Genomic DNA, 16,536 nt, shown 5'->3' on the forward strand with positions numbered 1-16,536 from the left:
GGCGTCGCCGGCGTCTGCCTCGTCCTTCGGGGCTCCAGCTTTCGGCTTCCGCAAGGATGAGGCTCTCTTGAGTGACAAAGCTGTGAAATTCTAAAATACCACTCCTGCTAGAAAATTAATTGACCTGCCCTGTTTCAGCTGCTTTCCTCCCGATAGACCAAGGCGAATGGATCTTGAAGGAGATATCCATGACAGAGCTTGCAAAACCTGTGACGGTCAATGATGTCAGCAGCGCTTCCGAGAATGAGGTGATCTCAGGCAATCTGCTGGATAATGATCTGGCCGGGGGCTCCGGAAACCTGTTTCTCAGCTTCTTCGACGGCGAGCGGGTGCTGGCCAAGAAGGATGGCGCGATCACCGATATCGAGGGTGAACACGGCACGTTTCACGTCAAGGCCGACGGCTCCTACAGCTATACGCTGAACGAGGCCTCCAAAGCCGGCTTCATCAAGGGGATGACGCTGACGGAGACGATCGGCTACAAGATCTCCGACGGCGCCGGCAATACGGATGTCGGTCACTTCAAGCTCGATATTCATGGCGTCACGAGCCCCCCGGTCGCGGTCGATGACGGCTTCTCCTTCCACGAGGGAAGCGAGATGGCCCGCAACGTGCTTGCCAATGATCACGCGGGAGAGGTGGATACGCTCTTCCTGCGCTCGGTCAACGGCACGAACATTTCTGCCGGGCAGGGGCAGACGACCGATGTGTCCGGGCAATTCGGCATCTTCCATTTCGCGGCGAACGGAAGCTTCACCTATGATCTCGATCCGGCCGTGAAGGCCGGTCTCAATGATGGCGAGCATGTCACGGAGAAGCTCCAGTACAAGGTCTCCGACGGCGCCGGTCACGCGGATTCCGGCGTGAGCACGCTGACCGTCGACGGCATGACGGACGGGAAGTCTGTGAATACCGATCATGTCGAGGCCCAGGCCGATGTCCTGCGCCCCTTCGATGACCATTACGAACTCCAGGGGGTGGCGATCGATCCGCTGACGGGCAAATTTTACGTCAGTTCCGGCCATGGTTTCCCGGATGATTCCACGGTGAGCATTTACGACAACGCCGCCGCATTCGAGGCCGGCCACGCCAGCGGCGCCATCTCTCTCGGCGACTATGACAAGGGCGAATATGACATCGGCGGAACCTATTTTTCGGTCCGCGGAGGCGAGATCATCGGAAGAACCAACGAGGCGAGAGGCGAGGAAGACCCTTTCCCGGATCAGACCTATCTCGCAAAGTGGGATGCCGCCGACGGATCACTCGATCAGAAGGGTGCTTCCATTCCCGGCCTTATCGGCCAGAACGGGGCGGGTACGTTCGACTGGGGTGGATTCACGGCCGTCAATACGATGCAGGATTCGACCGGCATCTACGTCGTCGGCCGCATCAATGATTCCACCTGGCAGGTCTCCAAAATCGATCCCGAAACGCTGAGCCCGATCGAATCCAAGACCTTCGCGGCCGGCGGGCTCGGCTACGGTTTTGCCGTCGACGGCACGTTCTTCTTCGGCGATTCCTCCAGCAGCGAGCATATCGGCACGGCCTTCGACTTCGAAACCGGGGTCAAGACAACGGTCGACGTCAACATCGCCATACCGGGAGACGACTTGATCACCAACGTGGTCTATGACTCAGCGGCGGATAATCTCTACATCACCAACACCGGGATCGACGAAATCTCCGTGGTGCACAATATCTCGGACATACTCTTCGCCTGACGGTCTTTGCTGGCCGAATGCCAACGCCGCCCCGCCCGTTTTCCACAGGGCGTGGCGGCGTTTATCCACTCAGTGCCGTGGTGAACAGAGCAGCATAACAGTGGCCACTTACTGCAGCGTGCGCGTCTGGATCTGTTCGGCGGCGTGAGGCGCGGATGCAGGCAGAGGGCTGCCTTCCAGACCGGTCGCCACCACCGAAACGCGGAACTTGCCGTCGAGGCTGCGGTCGAAGATCGCCCCGACGTATGCAGTCTTACCGTTCCGGACAAGGCCGCTCTTCAGCCAGTACGAGGCGTCTCCGGCTGTCCCGGCAGCAAGAGCGGCGGGCCGTGTGGAACATGGATGGCGGCCGACGCCTTCAGCCGGCCGCGTGGACCGGTTTCGGCCGATGATTTGGAACCATGATCCCGCCGTACTGTTTAACTGGAAGGCGCGGAAGCGCCGATAACGGGGATGCCGATTGCCAGCCAACCCGGTAATGACGATCGGCCTTTCGGTTCGCCTATGGAGGAACACGACATGCAAACGACCCGATCGAAACAACTGGCGGACGAATACCTGCGGCTTGGCGGTAAACGGCTGGCCAAGATCGATGACAATATTGTCAAGATCCGCCACTGGGATGATGACACGCCGGAGGCCGAGGCCTTCTGGCAGAAGCACATTGAGCCGTTGGATGACAAGCGCCGCGTAGAGGTCGAAACGCACCTTCCCACGATCAACGACAGGTGATCGCGAATCAACGACCGGTGATCGCGGCGATTCCCGGGGCGCAGGACATTGAAGCACGACAGCGCCGCGCGTCTGAAAAGACGTGGCAGGCTGTCGTGCTCGGATATGTCGCGCCGCTGCGCTTACTGCAGCGTGCGCGTCTGAACCTGCTCGGCGGCGTGAGGCGCGGATGCGGGCAGCGGGCTGCCTTCCAGGCCGGTTGCCACCACTGAGACACGGAACTTTCCGTCGAGGCTGCGGTCAAAGATCGCGCCGACGACGATATCGGCGTCTTCCTGCACTTCGTCACGAATGCGGCTTGCCGCCTCGTCCACTTCGAACAGCGTCATATCCGAACCACCGGAAATCGAGATCAGCACGCCCCTGGCGCCCCGCATCGAGATGTCGTCCAGAAGCGGGTTGGCAATTGCTGCTTCCGCCGCCTTCATCGCGCGGCTTTCACCGGAGGCTTCGCCAGTGCCCATCATGGCGCGGCCCATGCCTGACATGACCGACTTCACGTCGGCGAAATCGAGGTTGATCAGGCCTTCCTTGACGATCAGGTCGGTAATGCAGCCGACGCCGGCATAGAGCACGCGGTCGGCCGTCATGAAGGCATCGGCGAAGGTGGTTTTTGCATCGGCGATGCGGAAAAGGTTCTGATTGGGAATGACGATGACCGTATCGGCCGCCTGGCGAAGCGCCTCGATGCCGATTTCCGCCATCCGCATGCGGCGGTTGCCTTCGAAGGTAAAGGGCTTGGTGACGACGCCGACCGTCAGGATGCCGGCGGCACGCGCAGCGCGGGCGATGACCGGTGCAGCACCCGTGCCCGTTCCACCGCCCATGCCGGCGGTGACGAAACACATGTGCGAGCCGGCCAGGTGATCCATGATCTCATCGAGCGACTCTTCGGCAGCCGCATGGCCGACCTCAGGCAGCGAACCGGCGCCGAGACCCTCCGTCACATTCGCGCCAAGCTGGATGCGGCGCGTCGCTTTGGAGGTGGCGAGCACCTGGGCGTCGGTGTTTGCGGCGACGAATTCGACGCCCGCCAGCTTTTCCGCGATCATATTGTTGATCGCATTGCCGCCACCGCCACCGACGCCAATGACTGTAATATGCGGCCGTAGTCCCGAAATGCCGCTCTTGGCGTCCGTCATCGCGCTCTCCTTTGATGCTTCGTTCATGCCCACCCTCGTTTGCGGACGGCGAATCGTGCGTCAGGATACGCGAGCAACAAGGCAGAGGCGAGGCGAAAGACGTCTCGCAGGGAGCGGTTATCGGGAAGGGGGCTTGGTTGCAGCTTTGAGGGAGGGAGTGTTACGCCGGGAGCTGAGAATTACGCTTCAGGGATAGGTCGCGAAAGCAGCCTTGCGCCAAAAGCGGGCATCCCATCGAGACAAAACGCTATCGTGCGTTTCCAGCCCCCATCGGCGAGGTGGCGGCCGTGACAGGACTCCCTTACGCAAACCGGACCGCTGTTCTCGCGCGCGTCTTTGCGACGACTTCCTCGCGATCGCGAGCCTAACCGCGGTGGAAAGCGCAAAACTGGAAGACGCAGAAGCGCCGATGGCAGGACGCCGATCGCAGGACAGCCGGGCCTATCCCGGCAATGACGATCGGTCGCTAGGGAAACGCGTCAATGAAGTTTTGATACACGATATAGAAGTGTTCACCAACCTTGCTGACGCTGAAAGGCCAGTCCGAACCAGGATAGAGATTGACGCATTCTTTCTTTTCCAAGCACAATTTTTGGGTTCGCTGTTGCCAGGCGGCGGATTGCTCGCCGCTGGGCAGGGCAATCTCATCACTCTCATCGTACACAAGCGTCGTGGATGTTATCGCCTTGAACATACTGTCCAATGCAAATGTCCTGAATCGCGGCTCACCGCTCGTCACATCGGTTCGTTCGATCTCTGCCAGATACGCTTGCTTGTTCAAAGCAAATCGAACGCTGTCGGGCGTTATGCCGGTAACAGCAACGATGTAAATAATGACTAGCCACGGAAGGGGCGTGATCAAGAGCGACACGACACGCCACCAGCGCCGCCGCGCCAAGTTGATGCAGATGGAACCGGCGATGGCGATCACGGTCAGCGCGAGAGTGATAAGGCCGATGGTCCACCAGTCCCATTTGGGGGCCAGCCACCATAGCCAGTTTTGCGCCAGGTACGGCAAAAACCAGATTGCATATGTCCACGTACTTGTCATCACGTTTTTCCGACTCTGCCACGTTTAGCTACCGGTCATTTTTTGATTCCCTGATCAACAATAACACGCAGGATAGATGGCGGTTTGAAGAAGAGGGGTGGCACTGATGACCTATCTGAAACACGGCCTGCTGATCGCGGCCGTGATGCTGGTGGCAACGATGACATCCCTGCGTCAGGTCGATGCCGCTGAGTGCGAGCAGGAAACCTTCGAAGAGGCGGGATATGTCGTCTGTACTGTAGACGCTGACAAAGCCGACCTCAGATTGTTCTGGAAGAACGCCGATACGGCCAAGCCCTCCGCCGGCCAGGTCCCGAATTTCTACAAGAAGCAGAACGGCGTATTCTCTATCGGTGACGCGGGCGCTTCGATACTGCCGACCGATGAATTTCTGAAGCGTAGGCAGAGTGCCCGCTTCTCCACCCAGTCCGGCCCGATGCTCGTCATCGGCAACGGGCTGAACCCGATCTTCATTCCCCGGCTCGACGGACCGAACCCGCCAGAGCGCTGTGGGAACCTGCAGCGACGGAGCGGTTCGCTTCGCGATCAGTGAAGACGGGGTGAATTTCCACGACTTCGCGCGGCTTTTCCGCGACCGTCTGAAATGCCCCGATGCCCTGTTTCTGGATGGCGGGTATGGGCCTATGTTTGGCGTGGTGGGTTGACGGCAGTTGCGGGAATGCGGCTTGTCCCCGAAACGGCCGGCTGGCGGATGCGACGGTCAGTAGGGCTGATTCTGGGCTCTTTTCGAAGAAGTGGATCGATGGTCCCTAAAATCGACGGGTGTCAATGGGACGATTTGGATATTGGGTGCGCAGCCTATCTTGAGAGTACTGTAAAGGCCGTTTTGTACGAAGCAACAATTATGAGAATCGTCTGATAAGTTGTATTGCTTGCGGCATGCGCTCTTTGGCAATGCGGAAGCAGAATTACTATCTGGAAGATGTGTCTTTTGCCGAAAATCGTTTACGCAGGCAGAACTCACTGACGAGCACATCATCCCCGAAGCTATCAATGGCTCCTTGGTGATACGCCACGGTTCCTGCAAGGAATGCGCTACGCGCTCCAATCAAGAATACGAGAACCAAGCGCTCAATGTCGACCTTAAAGTCCCCAGGGTGCTATTAGGTCTCCGTGGCAAGTCGAAAGGTAGCGGACCGCGCGACGCGCGACATATGCCTGAGGTCTTTGCGGGCGATTCAGTGATGGGCGGGGAGGGAAAACGGCTTGATTTCCCGATAGAGGACTACCCGAAACACTTCTCGCTAGTGCAGTTTAGCCAGGCGGGGCTCTTAGTTGGAATAGATCGAGGGGCTACTCTTGTTAGTCCACGGGTGGCGTTCTTCAACTTGGGGGGCAACGGCCTCGAAAATGTCAGGACTAGGGTTCCGTTTATCATTGGTCCGTTCGCAATGATGATTGCAAAAATTGGCTATTGCTATGCGATGGCCGAATACGGCGATGATTATTTCGATGCCACGGATATCCGGGCGCTTTTGATGGGAACGCGTGATGACGTTTACAACTTTGTTGGCAACGTAGAGAATCCCGAAAGGTTATCGACACGGCATCTTCACGGTCTGTATTTCCGTCGCAGGGCGGAATGGTTGACGGTCTTGGTTCACCTATTTGCTTCCTGTCACTCGCAGCAAGGCACGAATATTTGTAATCCGTACGAGGTCGTAGTCGGGAGAGCGTTGTGACAAATGATGAGAACCCAAAAGATGGTGATCACTCCGCAGCACTTTCACCTTCTATCGAACCAGCCAAAATCCTACCGCTCCGACCCCACCGCCACCGGCAAACATAACACACACCGCAACCCCACCGCCCCAGTCGCCTCCAGCACCAGTGACCCACCATACAACCCCGCCAGCTCGCTCACGATACTCAGCCCAAACCCATTGCCCGGCACATGTTCGTCCTCTCGCACGCCGGGCAGTAGCACGGCAGCAAGGCGGTCCGCGGGGATGCCGGGGCCGTCGTCTTCGATGGTGATGCGGGCGGTCGGGCCGTCGCGGTGGGCGCGGAGGGTGACGTGGGAGGCGGCCCATTTGAAGGCGTTGTCGATCAGGTTTCCGAGCATTTCCTCGACATCGCTTTCGTCGCAGGCCACTCGCAGGCCCCCTGATATATCAGTGTCGAAGGCGATCTTGCGTTCGGCATGAATCTGGCCGATCGCCCGGTGCAGATCGGCGACCGAAGTCGCCACATCGGTGCTGGCGACATTGTTCGATGAGGCCATCACCCGGCGGGCAGCGGCGAGGTGGTGTTTGATCCTGTTGTCGATCCGGGCTGCGAGGCCGCGCAAAGCGCCTTTGGGATCGTTTTGCTCGTCGAGCGCCAGCAGCAGGCTCGCCACCGGCGTCTTGAGGCCGTGGGCGAGGTTGGCGAACTGCATGCGGGTTGCGGCGAGCCGCTCTTCGTTTGTCTCAAGAAGCGTGTTGGTTTTTAGCGCGAGCGGGGCAAGCTCCTTGGTCGCCTCGTCGGGCAGGCGGGCGCGTTCTCCGCGGTTGATGGCATCGATATTGGCCGCCATGGATTTCAGCGGGCGCAGGCCGAAGCGGATCTGCCAGAACGTGCCGGCCATCAGCACAAGACCGAGCAGCAGCATGCAGGGCACCAGCCAGAAGAGCGCGCGGAACGCCGGGCCGACAAGGGCGATCATCGGCGCCGTCGCGGTGATCGTCAGCGTCATGCCGTCAATGCTGCGTACGGCCTGGCGCAGGTAGAGCGGTCCTCTTCCCCGATCACCGCCGCTGCCTGATGTCGGCATGCCCATCAGCACATGGCGCAGGTCCTGCCGGGGCGGCGGCGCGTCTATCGTGCCGTTCATCAGGGAGCGGGAGGTCAGGCGTTGCTGCCCGTCGTCGATCTGCCAGTACCAGCCGGATGAAGGGCGATCGAAGGGCGGCGCATCGAGCGGCGCGGAGAGGGCGATCCGTCCCTCAGCGTCACGCGTCACCGCGCCGGCAAGAGCGCCGATCTGGATGTCCAAACGCTGGTCGACCTGCTCGCGCACCACCGTTTTGAGCGCCAGCCAGAGCACGATGGCGGCGACGACAAGCGCCAGAGTCACGAAGATGCCGGAGAACATCAGCAGCCGGCCGGCGATCGATCTCGGCTTGAGGGAGGGCGTTTTCATGATGCCGCCGCTGCCGTCAGCATATAGCCGCGGCCGCGCACCGTCTCGATACGGCCACGCATCGTCTCGATGCGTTCACCCCCGAGCTTCTTGCGCAGGCGAGCGATGATGACTTCGATGGAATTGGAGTCGACTTCGGCATCGCCGTCATAGACGCGCTCGGTGAGTTCGCGCCGGTCGACGATCATCTCCTTGCGCAGCATCATGCAGGAGAGCACCCGCCACTCCAGCGCCGTCAGCTTCAGCGGCAGGCCGTCGAGCTCGAAGGTGCCGAGTTGCGCATCGAAGACGAGCGCGCCGCAGGTAAGCCGCGAGGCGGCGTGACCGGACGCCCGGCGCACCAGGGCGCGCAGGCGCAGCACCAGTTCCTCCACCTTGAAAGGTTTGGCAAGGAAATCGTCGGCGCCGGCCTTGAAGCTCGAGACCTTGTCCGGCCAGCCGTCGCGCGCCGTCAGCACCAGAACCGGCAGGTTGCGTTCGCCCTCGCGCCAGCCCTTCAGCACGCTGACGCCATCGATCTTCGGCAGGCCGAGGTCGAGGATTGCGACATCGAAGAGTTCGGTCAGCCCCGCATGGAGGGCGTCCTCGCCGTTGCGCGCAATATCGACGACGAAGTTCTCCGATCGCAGCACGGCGGCGATCCGGCCGCTCAGGTCTTCGTCATCTTCGACGAGCAGTACGCGCATGGGGCAGGGCTTTCATCGCAGGGCATCTCTGGGGACGGGCCAAAACTATCGGCCCGAGCTTAACTCAATCTGAACGGAGAGGTTCAGGCAGGCGAGGGGGTGTGGCGGCTAGATTGCGACTATTACTGAAGCAAGGAGCAGATATATGCCTGATGAAGACCAGGACAACGAACAAACCGAGGGCGCAGCCACGCCCGTGCCGCAAGGACAGCGCCGGCGCCGGCTGGCGATCCCCGTGATCGCTGCCGCCGTGGCGCTTGTCATCGGTGCGGTCGGGGGCGCGAGCGCCGTGAAGATGATGCGTCCGACGCCCGAAATGGCGCCGCTGACGCCGGTGGCGATTTCGGCGATGCCGGCATCGAGCCTCGTCACCATCAAGGGCAAGGTCGCCGAAATCTACGGCAACAAGTTCGTGTTGCAGGACGAGAGCGGCAAGGCGCTTGTTGAAACCGGCCGGGCCGGCGAGGGTGGCGCTCTCGTCACCCAGGATGAAGCCGTCACCGTCCAGGGCCGCTTCGACGACGGCTTCGTGCATGCGAGCTACCTCGTTCGTCAGGATGGACGAACCGAAGCGCTGCGTCCGCCGAAAGGTCCGCCGCACAGACGATTTGCAGATTTCGATCACAGGCCGTGACGGGCGTGAACCAAAGCCGCGCTGCGGTGTTAACAGACACGCCTCTCTATAACTCCGAAAGGAACGCTTCCATGCAACGACTTCTGCTATCAGGCCTTGCCCTTGCAGCACTGGCCGGCACCGCCTTCGCCCAGCAGCCGCCGGCTCCGCCATCCGCCGGGACTCCGCCCGCCGCGGTCGAACCCGGCTCGCCGCCTCCGCCGCCGTCTCCATCCGCTCCTGATAACGATGAGCAGATGACGGACCGGCCGGATGCGAGGCCGGGAGATCGCCCGGATTACCGCTGGCATGGTCGGAGAGGCGACATGGGCTTCCGTGGTTTCCGCGGTCATCGCCCGCCACCGCCACCGCCGTCCAAGGCAGCGCATTTCCGGATCGGGGACGGGAATACCCGGATCGATCTCAAATGCGCCGAGGACGAACCGATGAAGGCCTGCGCCGATCTGCTGCTCCAGGTCATGGACCGCCTGCAGGGGCAGGACTGATCATCCGCGCTTGAGGCGGGTGCCACACGATGATGCAGCCGCGCGCGTCTCTCGGGCGGTTTTGCGGGTTAATCGGAGGCCGTACACCGCCGTCGAGACGCCATCTTCTCGACCTGAAGGAAATGCTCCCGCCGCCTGAATTGATCGATCCCTTGTCATGGGGATTTAACGTCGGCGACTGGGGGCGTCGGCTCAGCGCGTGACGCGGCCTGCCGACGTTCCCGAGTAGCGGTCGCCGTGGATCTCGATGCCTGAGAAGACCGCGTCGATCTCGGCCAGTTCCTCCGATGTGAAGGCGATGTCGGCGGCGGCGATGTTTTCTTCCAGCCGGTGCAGCTTGGTGGTGCCGGGAATGGGGACAATCCAGGGCTTGCGCGCCATCAGCCAGGCGATGGCGATCTGGGCTGCGGTTGCATTTCTGCGGGCGGCAATCGCCTCGATCGCATCGACCACCGGCTGGTTTGCCTTGCGGTTTTCGGCCGAAAGGCGTGGATTGGTCTTGCGGTGGTCGTTGCCGCCTTCGAAACTGGTGTTCTCGTCCATCTTGCCGGTGAGGAAGCCGCGGCCGAGCGGGCTATAGGGCACGAAGCCGATGCCGAGTTCTTCGACGATGGGCAGGATTTCCCGTTCCGGGTTGCGCCACCACAGCGAATATTCGCTTTGCAACACGGTGACCGGCTGGACGGCATGGGCGCGGCGGATGGCTTCGACGCCCGCTTCTGACAGGCCGAAATGCAGCACTTTGCCGGCGCAGATCAGATCTTTCACCGTGCCTGCCACCTCTTCGATCGGTACGGCAGGGTCGACCCGATGCTGGTAGAAGATATCGATGCGATCGGTGCGAAGCCGCTTGAGGGCTTCTTCGACGACCACACGGATGCGTTCCGGCCGGCTATCCAGGCCGACTTCCGGCCGGCCATCCTTGAAGCCGAATTTCGTCGCGATCACCACCTCATCACGGATCGGCGCCAGCGCCTCGCCGACGAGTTCCTCGTTGGTGAACGGCCCGTAGGCTTCGGCAGTGTCGAAGAAGGTGACACCCCCGTCGTGGGCCGCCCGCAGGAGCGCAATGGCATCGCCTCGCTCCATCGCCGGCCCGCGATGGTAATTCAGCCCCATGCAGCCGAAGCCGATCGCCGATACGTCAGGGCCTCTTTGGCCGAGCTTACGCTTGATCATTTCAAGTCCTCCTTCCCAGGTTTGATCCCAAGATAGGGCAAAGTCCGGAGGCGATTAGCCGGGGATATCGGCATGAACTTATGAGGTCCGCTCATGAATTTCCCGGCTCGCTCGGAGAGGACGAACCGGGATCGGGTAAGAGAATCCCGGCAGTGTCTGCCGCTTGCGCCAAAAGCCGAGGGGCTGGCGTTATGACGCCAGGCGAAACGTGCCGCTGCTCATAGCCTCGATCACCGTGCGCAGCGTATCTTCCCTGTCGTGCCCCTCCGTCGAGACGACATGTTGTTCGAACGGGCCAAGTGACGAGAATTGCTGATAGAGCGCCGCAATAGGGCCGGGATCGGTCAGCGTGTCGCCGCCGCGCTCCCGGCAGCGCCGGATGGCAACATCGAGCGGCGGACGCAGAATCACGTAGTGGAGGGGTGCCGCGATTTTCCGGAACGGTTCCAGGAACCACGGCCCGACGATGCCGTCCACGACGACGAAGTAGCCGCCGCCGGCATAGCCTGTCGCCGCCTTGGTCAAGACATCGACGACGACGACATTCTGTTCATGCGCTTCCGGCAGATAGGGCGGGATCGCGCCGTTCTTGATGAAGTGCCAGAAGTCGTCGCAATGAAGATGAACCTTCGGCGAGCCGGGCTCGCGGGCGAGCGCCTCGGCCGTCGTGGTTTTCCCGGAGCCCGGCGGCCCGGTGAGAATGAGAACTTCGCCCGTGTGATCCATTGCGCGGCATTTTCGCACGAAGCAGCATCGTTTCGCAATTAGCCGATAGGGGGGTCGGCAATAGCCCGGCATGACCCCTTCGTTCGGAAGAAGCCGCTGAAGCGGCGGCTACTCCGGTAGTCCCGCCATCCTGAGAGCCTCGATATATCCATTGCGATCGTCCGGTCGCCGGAATGGTGGCAGGACGTCGGCGAGATTGGAAAGTCGGAGGGCTGGGTCCATCAGGCACAGGCGGGCGATCGTTTCCCGGGCTTGCGTTCCACCCAGGATGTAATGCCGATCGATTTTCAGCATGCACAGCCCCGTTAATGATTGGCGGGGCTATTGCTGTCTGGCGGGCAGGTGGGCTGCAGGTGTGGGCGAGTCCGCTCTGTCTGGGCAGGGACCGCTGATTTGGCATTCACCCTTCGCCATCAGTCGTCTGTTTTTCCGCTGCCGGGATTCAACTATGATGGGGCGCTGGAACGATAGGGAGGGCACGGCATGATCGATCATATCACCATCGCAGTGGGTGACCTGCAGAAGAGCAAGTTGTTCTATGAGCGCGCTTTCGAACCTCTGGGTTATCGCCTCTCCTTCGGGAAGGAGGGCGTGTTCTGGGCCTTCGATGTCGGCGGCAGCCTGTTCGAGATCCAGCACACCGACGACAAGCCGCCTCTGACGCGGCTGCACGTTGCCTTCCGGGTTCGGAGCAGGGCGGAGGTCGAGGCGTTTTATCAGGCCGCGCTCGAAGCCGGCGCCCGGGACAATGGCGCGCCCGGCCCGCGGCCGGAATATGAAGAGAACTATTACGCCTGCTTCGTTCTCGATCCCGACGGATACAATATCGAAGCGATGCTCAATGAGCCGGCGACGCAAGGGTGAGGCGCAGGCTCCGCCCAAAGATTGCAATCGAGGGGAGGTAGATATGTCGAGTTTCAGGAACGCCGTCGTCTCTTTACCCGGCAAGGAACGCGTGGCGAGGACGCCCTTTGGCGCGAGGATCGTCATCCATGCCACGGCCGCCGAGACCGGCGGCGCGTTCGGGATGTGGGAAACCTTCACGCCGCCCGGTCATGGTCCGGCCCCGCACACGCATACGCGGGAGATCGAAGTCTTTCGGGTCATCCGCGGGCTCTATCGATTCCAATGCGGCGACGAGGCGTTCGACGCGCCTGTGGGAACCGTCGTCGTTCTGCCGCCACATGTACCGCACAGCTGGCGAAACATAGGCGACGAACCCGGCCAGATGTTCGGCACGGTCACGCCAGGCGGCTGCGAGCAAATGTTCATCGATATCGAGGCTTTTGGTGCCGATACGCCTGAGAAAATTGCGGTGATCGAAGCGCGACTGGGGATCATCAACGACATCACGCTGGCCCTCGGATTGACAGGCCCGCAACCGCGCTGATCGTCCATCTGGGTGTCGATCGGATCCAGTTCAGCCCTGCGCCATCGCCCGCCACAACACCTCTCATTCGGGCGGCTCTTGGGCTTGGGCGTCGGCCTTCTTGGGTCTCAGCCGACAGTTTCGATGACAGCGGCAAGATCGGCAGTTGTGAACGGCTTAGTCAGCACCGGTCGGCCGGCAAAGGCGGGATCGATACCCGCTGGCCCATATCCGGTTGCGAAGGCAAACGGGATACCGCGCTGCTGAAGGATTGCGGCCACCGGGAATGACTGATGTCCGGCCAAGTTCACATCGAGAACGACGAAATCAAGATTTCCATCGGCGGCAACCTCCAGCGCCGAAGGCAAACGCGCGGCTGTCGCGACGACCTCGTGACCGAGGTCGACGAGCATATCCTCGATCATCATGGCGATGGTCATTTCATCTTCGACGACAAGAACACGCTTGGCCATGTCATTCGTTCCGAAGACGGTCTGCCGGAGCATCGAGGCTGAAGGAAAAACCCGTTTCGGCAAACGAAATCTCCACATTGCCTCCCGTCTCCGCGGCAAGGCCGCGCTGGATGAGGACCGTGCCGAAGCCCTTTCGCTTCGGCTGTTCGACAGGCGGTCCGCCATGTTCGTTCCAGTCTATGCGGTAGCGTTGCGTTCCGTCGATGATTTGGAGGGAACATTTAACGCTGACGGCGCCGCCATCATTCGACCATGCGCCATGGCGGACGGCATTCGTGCCGAGTTCGTGAAAGGCCATGGTCAGGGCCAGCGCCGTCTTTGCGGAAACCCGGATTTCGTCTCCGGTCAACTCCCACCGCCCGCCGTCCGGCCGATGTGGAACGGTCGCCTGGTCGAGCGTCTGTTTCAAGGAGGCGCTGCTCCACAATTCGCCTGTCAACAGATCATTGGCACGGCCGAGCGACACCAGCCGCGCCGTGAAACTGTCCAGTGCACGAGGGATGTCTTCGGCATCCCGGAAGGTGCGGTACGCAAAAGCCTGCACCATCGCCAGATTGTTCTTTACGCGATGGTTGAGCTCATGAACGACAAGTTCCAACTGCTGCTGTTTGCGTCGCCGCTCGGTGATATCGGTCGCGGCCCCAAACCATTCGACGATGGCGCCTGCGTCGTTCAGGAGTGGAACAGCCCGTGACAGCACCCACCCGGTGCTGCCGTCGGCCCGCCGGACGCGATGCTCGCATTCGAAAACACCCTTGCTTGATATGGCCTCGTCGATCACCGCCTGGATCGCGGGAATGTCCTCGGGAAATAAATAGGCCTCCTGCCACGCGACAGTCGGATCGGCCGTGTCGGCGAGAACGTTACGACCGTCGAGCTGCTGCATCTCCTTCCAGTCGGCACTCATACGATAGACGATGTCGGTCGTCGCGGTCGTGAACGCCCTGAACCTCTCTTCGCTCTCGCGCAGTCGGCGCTGGCCAAGGACGCTTTTCGTCGTTTCGACGACGATCGCGATGACGCCGGCGGGTTTGCCGCTTTCGTCGAGGACGGGCGAATAGTCGAGGTTCATCCAAGCGGGAGCCGGACTGCCATGGCGCAACAGCGTCAGCTCCTGGTTCTCGTAGGCGAGCGTTTTCCCCGACAGTCCGACTTTCATCACATTGTCATTGAAATCGGCAATTTCGCTCCAGCCCTCGCGGACCTTGGAACCGAGAAGATCCGGATGGCGGCTGCCTGCGAAGACGGAGTAGGCGTCGTTGTAGATCATCACACCGTCTTCGCCCCAGAGAAGAACGATCGGCACGGGTGAAAGCAGGAGCATATTCGTGGCCGTCTTCAGACTTTGCGGCCAGAGGTCGAGAGGACCGAGCGGCGTCTTGCTCCAGTCGCGGGTCTGGATCAGCCGGCCAATTTCCCCGCCACCGACAGGAAAGCGAGCTGTAAGTGGCTTAGGGGATTCGGAATCCAAGGCTCGCTCCAGAATTTGATGGTTTTTCTAATTAGCGCATCCTTTGATTCTTTCCACCCATGAGTGTCGCGGCATTCTGCAACCAACCTCATCTTTCGCGGCTCCTGCGGCGCGCCTCAGAACGAGGCTCTCCTCGGGTGCCGATCACCCTCTACGCCCGCGCCATCGCCCGCCATGCTGCCGGCGGGGTGGCGAAGGCGCGGGAGAAGGCGCGGTTGAAGGCGGCTTCGGTGGCATAGCCGGCTTCGTAAGCGATCGTCGCGATCGTCTGGCCTGAGGTGGCGAGCGCGACGCTTGCGAGGTAGAGCCGCCAGTCCCTGATATAGCGGATCGGCGAGGTATCGAGCATTGCCTGGAAGCGGTCGGCGAGGGCGCTGCGTGACTGGCCGGCGGCGGCGGCGAGGTCCTCCAGCGACCAGTCACGTTTGGGATCGTCGTGAATGAGGGAGAGGCAGCGCGACAGCGCCGGGTCGGCGAGCGCTGCCAGCCAGCCGACCGAGCGCGGCTCGGCCATCATGATCTGATGGCGCAGAATCTCGATGAAGACGATTTCCGTCAGCCGCGGCAGCATCGAGACGCCGCCGGCGCGAGGCCTGTCGACCTCCTCGACCATCTGGCGGATGGTGGCGCGCAGCCAGTCGCCGTCATTGGCGGCTCGTGTCCTGACATGGATCAGCTTGGGCAGCGCTTGACGCAGCGGCGCAAAGCTCAACCCGTCCCATTGCAGATAGCCGCAGAGCAGCCGCACCCCTTGAGCCGCCTCACCATAGCGCAGCACGGGAATCTCACGCCATGGCTTCTGCGGAAGGTCGCGGGTTGGCAGGACCAGCGTGCCGTCTCTGCCCGCGCCGAGCTGATGGCCGGTGCCGAAGGGGAAGACCAGTACGTCGCCGGCCTCCAGCTCGCTCTCTTCGCCTTCCGTTTTCAACCAGCAGCGGCCCTCCACGACGATGTGAAACGGCATCGTGCCCGAAGCCTTGGCCGAAAGATTTGCCAGCGACGGCGCGGCATCGGTCTGCCAGTCGCCCGTCGGCATGAAGCAGAACTGCAGCGATCCCGAAAGGCGGATCGTCGACAGCAGCGCCGACAGCACGTCGTCGCGCGCAACACCCGCAGCGTCTGGATTTTCGGACAAGGCTTCACGCATTCCGGCCAAATACGCGCCCCGCGCACCCTCCTATGGTGTTCCCGCTCGCTCGTAGTGAGCGTTCACGTCAACTCACTGGGAGAATACTATGCAAACTCAAAGCGACAAACTGGTCGTGCTTGTTACCAAGGGCATCGAATCCGAACTGTCCTCCGTCGCCTTCACCATTGCCAATGGCGGCATCACCGCCGGGCTGAAGGTTTCTGTGTTCCTCACCAGCACCGGGATCGACCTGGTGCGCAAGGGCGGCCAGCGCATGACGCATGTGCCGCCGCTCGATCCGGTGTCGAGCCTGATCGAGAATTTCCAGCAGCGCGGCGGCACGATCTGGGCCTGCCCGCCCTGCGTCGCCTCTCGCGGTTACACGCAGGAGGACATGCTCGACGGCGTCGTCATCGTCGGCGCCAGCGCCATGCATGCCGAGATCAAGGAGGGTGCTGCAACGCTGTCGTTTTGACGATACACCGTCGGGATGGGCGGGAGTTCGGGCGGCGTCTCCCGCCGGCGTCGTCAGGCTTTGCGGACCGGCGACAGGCGCGGAGGAATACCAAGCGCCTATTCTTGCGCTCGGCAAT

The 16,536-nt window shown here is 61.5% G+C and carries 17 protein-coding genes and 2 pseudogenes; 9 read left to right on the top strand and 10 right to left on the bottom strand.

The genetic code is table 11. From position 1 onward, the window contains the following. Positions 1-188: 188 nt before the first annotated feature. The gene (locus tag HX899_RS20495; RefSeq protein ID WP_138387295.1) at positions 189-1,721 is read left to right on the top strand and encodes an Ig-like domain-containing protein; all 1,533 of its coding nucleotides are present in this window, start codon (positions 189-191) and stop codon (positions 1,719-1,721) included. Between the two features lie 108 nt (positions 1,722-1,829). On the opposite strand, the pseudogene HX899_RS20500 reads toward HX899_RS20495, so the two are convergent. Further along, positions 1,830-1,964, bottom strand: a pseudogene (locus HX899_RS20500) (cell division protein FtsZ); the annotation flags it as partial. 210 nt (positions 1,965-2,174) lie between these two features. On the opposite strand from HX899_RS20500, the gene HX899_RS20505 reads away from it, so the two are divergent. Then, on the top strand, positions 2,175-2,453 hold the full coding sequence (locus tag HX899_RS20505) for a hypothetical protein (protein ID WP_138334815.1): 279 nt from the start codon (positions 2,175-2,177) through the stop codon (positions 2,451-2,453). A 122-nt stretch (positions 2,454-2,575) separates the two neighbouring features. Here HX899_RS20505 and ftsZ read toward each other — a convergent pair whose 3' ends face one another. Both ftsZ and HX899_RS20515 read right to left on the bottom strand, forming a co-directional pair. After that, positions 2,576-3,595 (bottom strand): cell division protein FtsZ, encoded by a 1,020-nt coding sequence (gene ftsZ, locus HX899_RS20510; RefSeq protein WP_003560594.1) that lies wholly within the window; start codon positions 3,593-3,595, stop codon positions 2,576-2,578. Between the two features lie 466 nt (positions 3,596-4,061). Further along, positions 4,062-4,646: a hypothetical protein gene (locus HX899_RS20515; RefSeq protein WP_246697151.1), complete on the bottom strand. Its 585-nt coding sequence runs from the start codon at positions 4,644-4,646 to the stop codon at positions 4,062-4,064. 106 nt (positions 4,647-4,752) lie between these two features. Here HX899_RS20515 and HX899_RS20520 point away from each other — a divergent pair. Together HX899_RS20520 and HX899_RS20525 are read left to right on the top strand one after the other, a co-directional pair. Continuing rightward, positions 4,753-5,311: pseudogene (locus HX899_RS20520) on the top strand (phosphodiester glycosidase family protein). A 228-nt stretch (positions 5,312-5,539) separates the two neighbouring features. After that, a complete protein-coding gene (locus HX899_RS20525) occupies positions 5,540-6,349 on the top strand; it encodes an HNH endonuclease (RefSeq protein ID WP_246697152.1) in 810 nt (269 codons plus the stop codon). A 71-nt stretch (positions 6,350-6,420) separates the two neighbouring features. Here HX899_RS20525 and HX899_RS20530 read toward each other — a convergent pair whose 3' ends face one another. Beyond that, positions 6,421-7,791: a HAMP domain-containing sensor histidine kinase gene (locus HX899_RS20530; RefSeq protein WP_181293240.1), complete on the bottom strand. Its 1,371-nt coding sequence runs from the start codon at positions 7,789-7,791 to the stop codon at positions 6,421-6,423. Next, entirely contained in the window at positions 7,788-8,477 is a 690-nt protein-coding gene (locus HX899_RS20535; protein ID WP_181293241.1) for a response regulator transcription factor, read from the bottom strand. The genes HX899_RS20530 and HX899_RS20535 overlap by 4 nt, the downstream gene beginning before the upstream one ends. A gap of 145 nt (positions 8,478-8,622) precedes the next feature. On the opposite strand from HX899_RS20535, the gene HX899_RS20540 reads away from it, so the two are divergent. Further along, entirely contained in the window at positions 8,623-9,111 is a 489-nt protein-coding gene (locus HX899_RS20540) for a hypothetical protein (protein ID WP_181293242.1), read from the top strand. 71 nt (positions 9,112-9,182) lie between these two features. Next, positions 9,183-9,596, top strand: coding sequence for a hypothetical protein (locus tag HX899_RS20545; protein WP_181293243.1), 414 nt, complete (start codon positions 9,183-9,185; stop codon positions 9,594-9,596). 192 nt (positions 9,597-9,788) lie between these two features. On the opposite strand, the gene HX899_RS20550 is transcribed toward HX899_RS20545, so the two are convergent. Together HX899_RS20550 and HX899_RS20555 are read right to left on the bottom strand one after the other, a co-directional pair. After that, on the bottom strand, positions 9,789-10,775 hold the full coding sequence (locus HX899_RS20550) for an aldo/keto reductase (RefSeq protein WP_181293244.1): 987 nt from the start codon (positions 10,773-10,775) through the stop codon (positions 9,789-9,791). A 189-nt stretch (positions 10,776-10,964) separates the two neighbouring features. Then, positions 10,965-11,501, bottom strand: a complete 537-nt coding sequence (locus HX899_RS20555) for an AAA family ATPase (protein ID WP_181293245.1) — start codon at positions 11,499-11,501, stop codon at positions 10,965-10,967. A 483-nt stretch (positions 11,502-11,984) separates the two neighbouring features. Here HX899_RS20555 and HX899_RS20560 point away from each other — a divergent pair, with 483 nt between their 5' ends. Further along, positions 11,985-12,365, top strand: coding sequence for a VOC family protein (locus HX899_RS20560; RefSeq protein ID WP_171598300.1), 381 nt, complete (start codon positions 11,985-11,987; stop codon positions 12,363-12,365). A gap of 43 nt (positions 12,366-12,408) precedes the next feature. Continuing rightward, the gene (locus HX899_RS20565) at positions 12,409-12,891 is read left to right on the top strand and encodes a cupin domain-containing protein (protein WP_181293246.1); all 483 of its coding nucleotides are present in this window, start codon (positions 12,409-12,411) and stop codon (positions 12,889-12,891) included. A gap of 107 nt (positions 12,892-12,998) precedes the next feature. Here the strand turns inward: HX899_RS20565 and HX899_RS20570 are convergent, their stop codons facing one another. The 3 genes from HX899_RS20570 to HX899_RS20580 all read right to left on the bottom strand — a co-directional run bounded on the left by HX899_RS20570 (position 12,999) and on the right by HX899_RS20580 (position 15,961). Then, positions 12,999-13,343, bottom strand: a complete 345-nt coding sequence (locus HX899_RS20570) for a response regulator (protein ID WP_029870493.1) — start codon at positions 13,341-13,343, stop codon at positions 12,999-13,001. 1 nt (position 13,344) lies between these two features. Then, positions 13,345-14,814 (bottom strand): sensor histidine kinase, encoded by a 1,470-nt coding sequence (locus tag HX899_RS20575; protein WP_180193883.1) that lies wholly within the window; start codon positions 14,812-14,814, stop codon positions 13,345-13,347. Between the two features lie 151 nt (positions 14,815-14,965). Then, positions 14,966-15,961, bottom strand: coding sequence for an AraC family transcriptional regulator (locus HX899_RS20580; RefSeq protein ID WP_171598326.1), 996 nt, complete (start codon positions 15,959-15,961; stop codon positions 14,966-14,968). A gap of 88 nt (positions 15,962-16,049) precedes the next feature. On the opposite strand from HX899_RS20580, the gene HX899_RS20585 reads away from it, so the two are divergent. Beyond that, positions 16,050-16,418: a DsrE family protein gene (locus HX899_RS20585; RefSeq protein ID WP_181293247.1), complete on the top strand. Its 369-nt coding sequence runs from the start codon at positions 16,050-16,052 to the stop codon at positions 16,416-16,418. Positions 16,419-16,536 lie beyond the last annotated feature (118 nt).

Origin of the sequence: Rhizobium sp. WYCCWR 11146 (assembly GCF_013591995.1) — a bacterium.
In the GTDB taxonomy this organism is placed as follows: Bacteria; Pseudomonadota; Alphaproteobacteria; order Rhizobiales; family Rhizobiaceae; genus Rhizobium; species Rhizobium indicum.

What these genes read in the sequence shown, in the direction of transcription:
- HX899_RS20585 (WP_181293247.1), top strand. Translation starts at nt 16,050, where the DNA reads ATGCAAACTCAAAGCGACAAACTGGTCGTGCTTGTTACCAAGGGCATC.
- HX899_RS20560 (WP_171598300.1), top strand. Translation starts at nt 11,985, where the DNA reads ATGATCGATCATATCACCATCGCAGTGGGTGACCTGCAGAAGAGCAAG.
- HX899_RS20505 (WP_138334815.1), top strand. Translation starts at nt 2,175, where the DNA reads ATGCCGATTGCCAGCCAACCCGGTAATGACGATCGGCCTTTCGGTTCG.
- HX899_RS20530 (WP_181293240.1), bottom strand. Translation starts at nt 7,791, where the DNA reads ATGAAAACGCCCTCCCTCAAGCCGAGATCGATCGCCGGCCGGCTGCTG.
- HX899_RS20580 (WP_171598326.1), bottom strand. Translation starts at nt 15,961, where the DNA reads ATGCGTGAAGCCTTGTCCGAAAATCCAGACGCTGCGGGTGTTGCGCGC.
- ftsZ (WP_003560594.1), bottom strand. Translation starts at nt 3,595, where the DNA reads ATGACGGACGCCAAGAGCGGCATTTCGGGACTACGGCCGCATATTACA.
- HX899_RS20550 (WP_181293244.1), bottom strand. Translation starts at nt 10,775, where the DNA reads ATGATCAAGCGTAAGCTCGGCCAAAGAGGCCCTGACGTATCGGCGATC.
- HX899_RS20515 (WP_246697151.1), bottom strand. Translation starts at nt 4,646, where the DNA reads ATGACAAGTACGTGGACATATGCAATCTGGTTTTTGCCGTACCTGGCG.
- HX899_RS20555 (WP_181293245.1), bottom strand. Translation starts at nt 11,501, where the DNA reads ATGGATCACACGGGCGAAGTTCTCATTCTCACCGGGCCGCCGGGCTCC.
- HX899_RS20570 (WP_029870493.1), bottom strand. Translation starts at nt 13,343, where the DNA reads ATGGCCAAGCGTGTTCTTGTCGTCGAAGATGAAATGACCATCGCCATG.
- HX899_RS20540 (WP_181293242.1), top strand. Translation starts at nt 8,623, where the DNA reads ATGCCTGATGAAGACCAGGACAACGAACAAACCGAGGGCGCAGCCACG.
- HX899_RS20495 (WP_138387295.1), top strand. Translation starts at nt 189, where the DNA reads ATGACAGAGCTTGCAAAACCTGTGACGGTCAATGATGTCAGCAGCGCT.
- HX899_RS20535 (WP_181293241.1), bottom strand. Translation starts at nt 8,477, where the DNA reads ATGCGCGTACTGCTCGTCGAAGATGACGAAGACCTGAGCGGCCGGATC.
- HX899_RS20545 (WP_181293243.1), top strand. Translation starts at nt 9,183, where the DNA reads ATGCAACGACTTCTGCTATCAGGCCTTGCCCTTGCAGCACTGGCCGGC.
- HX899_RS20565 (WP_181293246.1), top strand. Translation starts at nt 12,409, where the DNA reads ATGTCGAGTTTCAGGAACGCCGTCGTCTCTTTACCCGGCAAGGAACGC.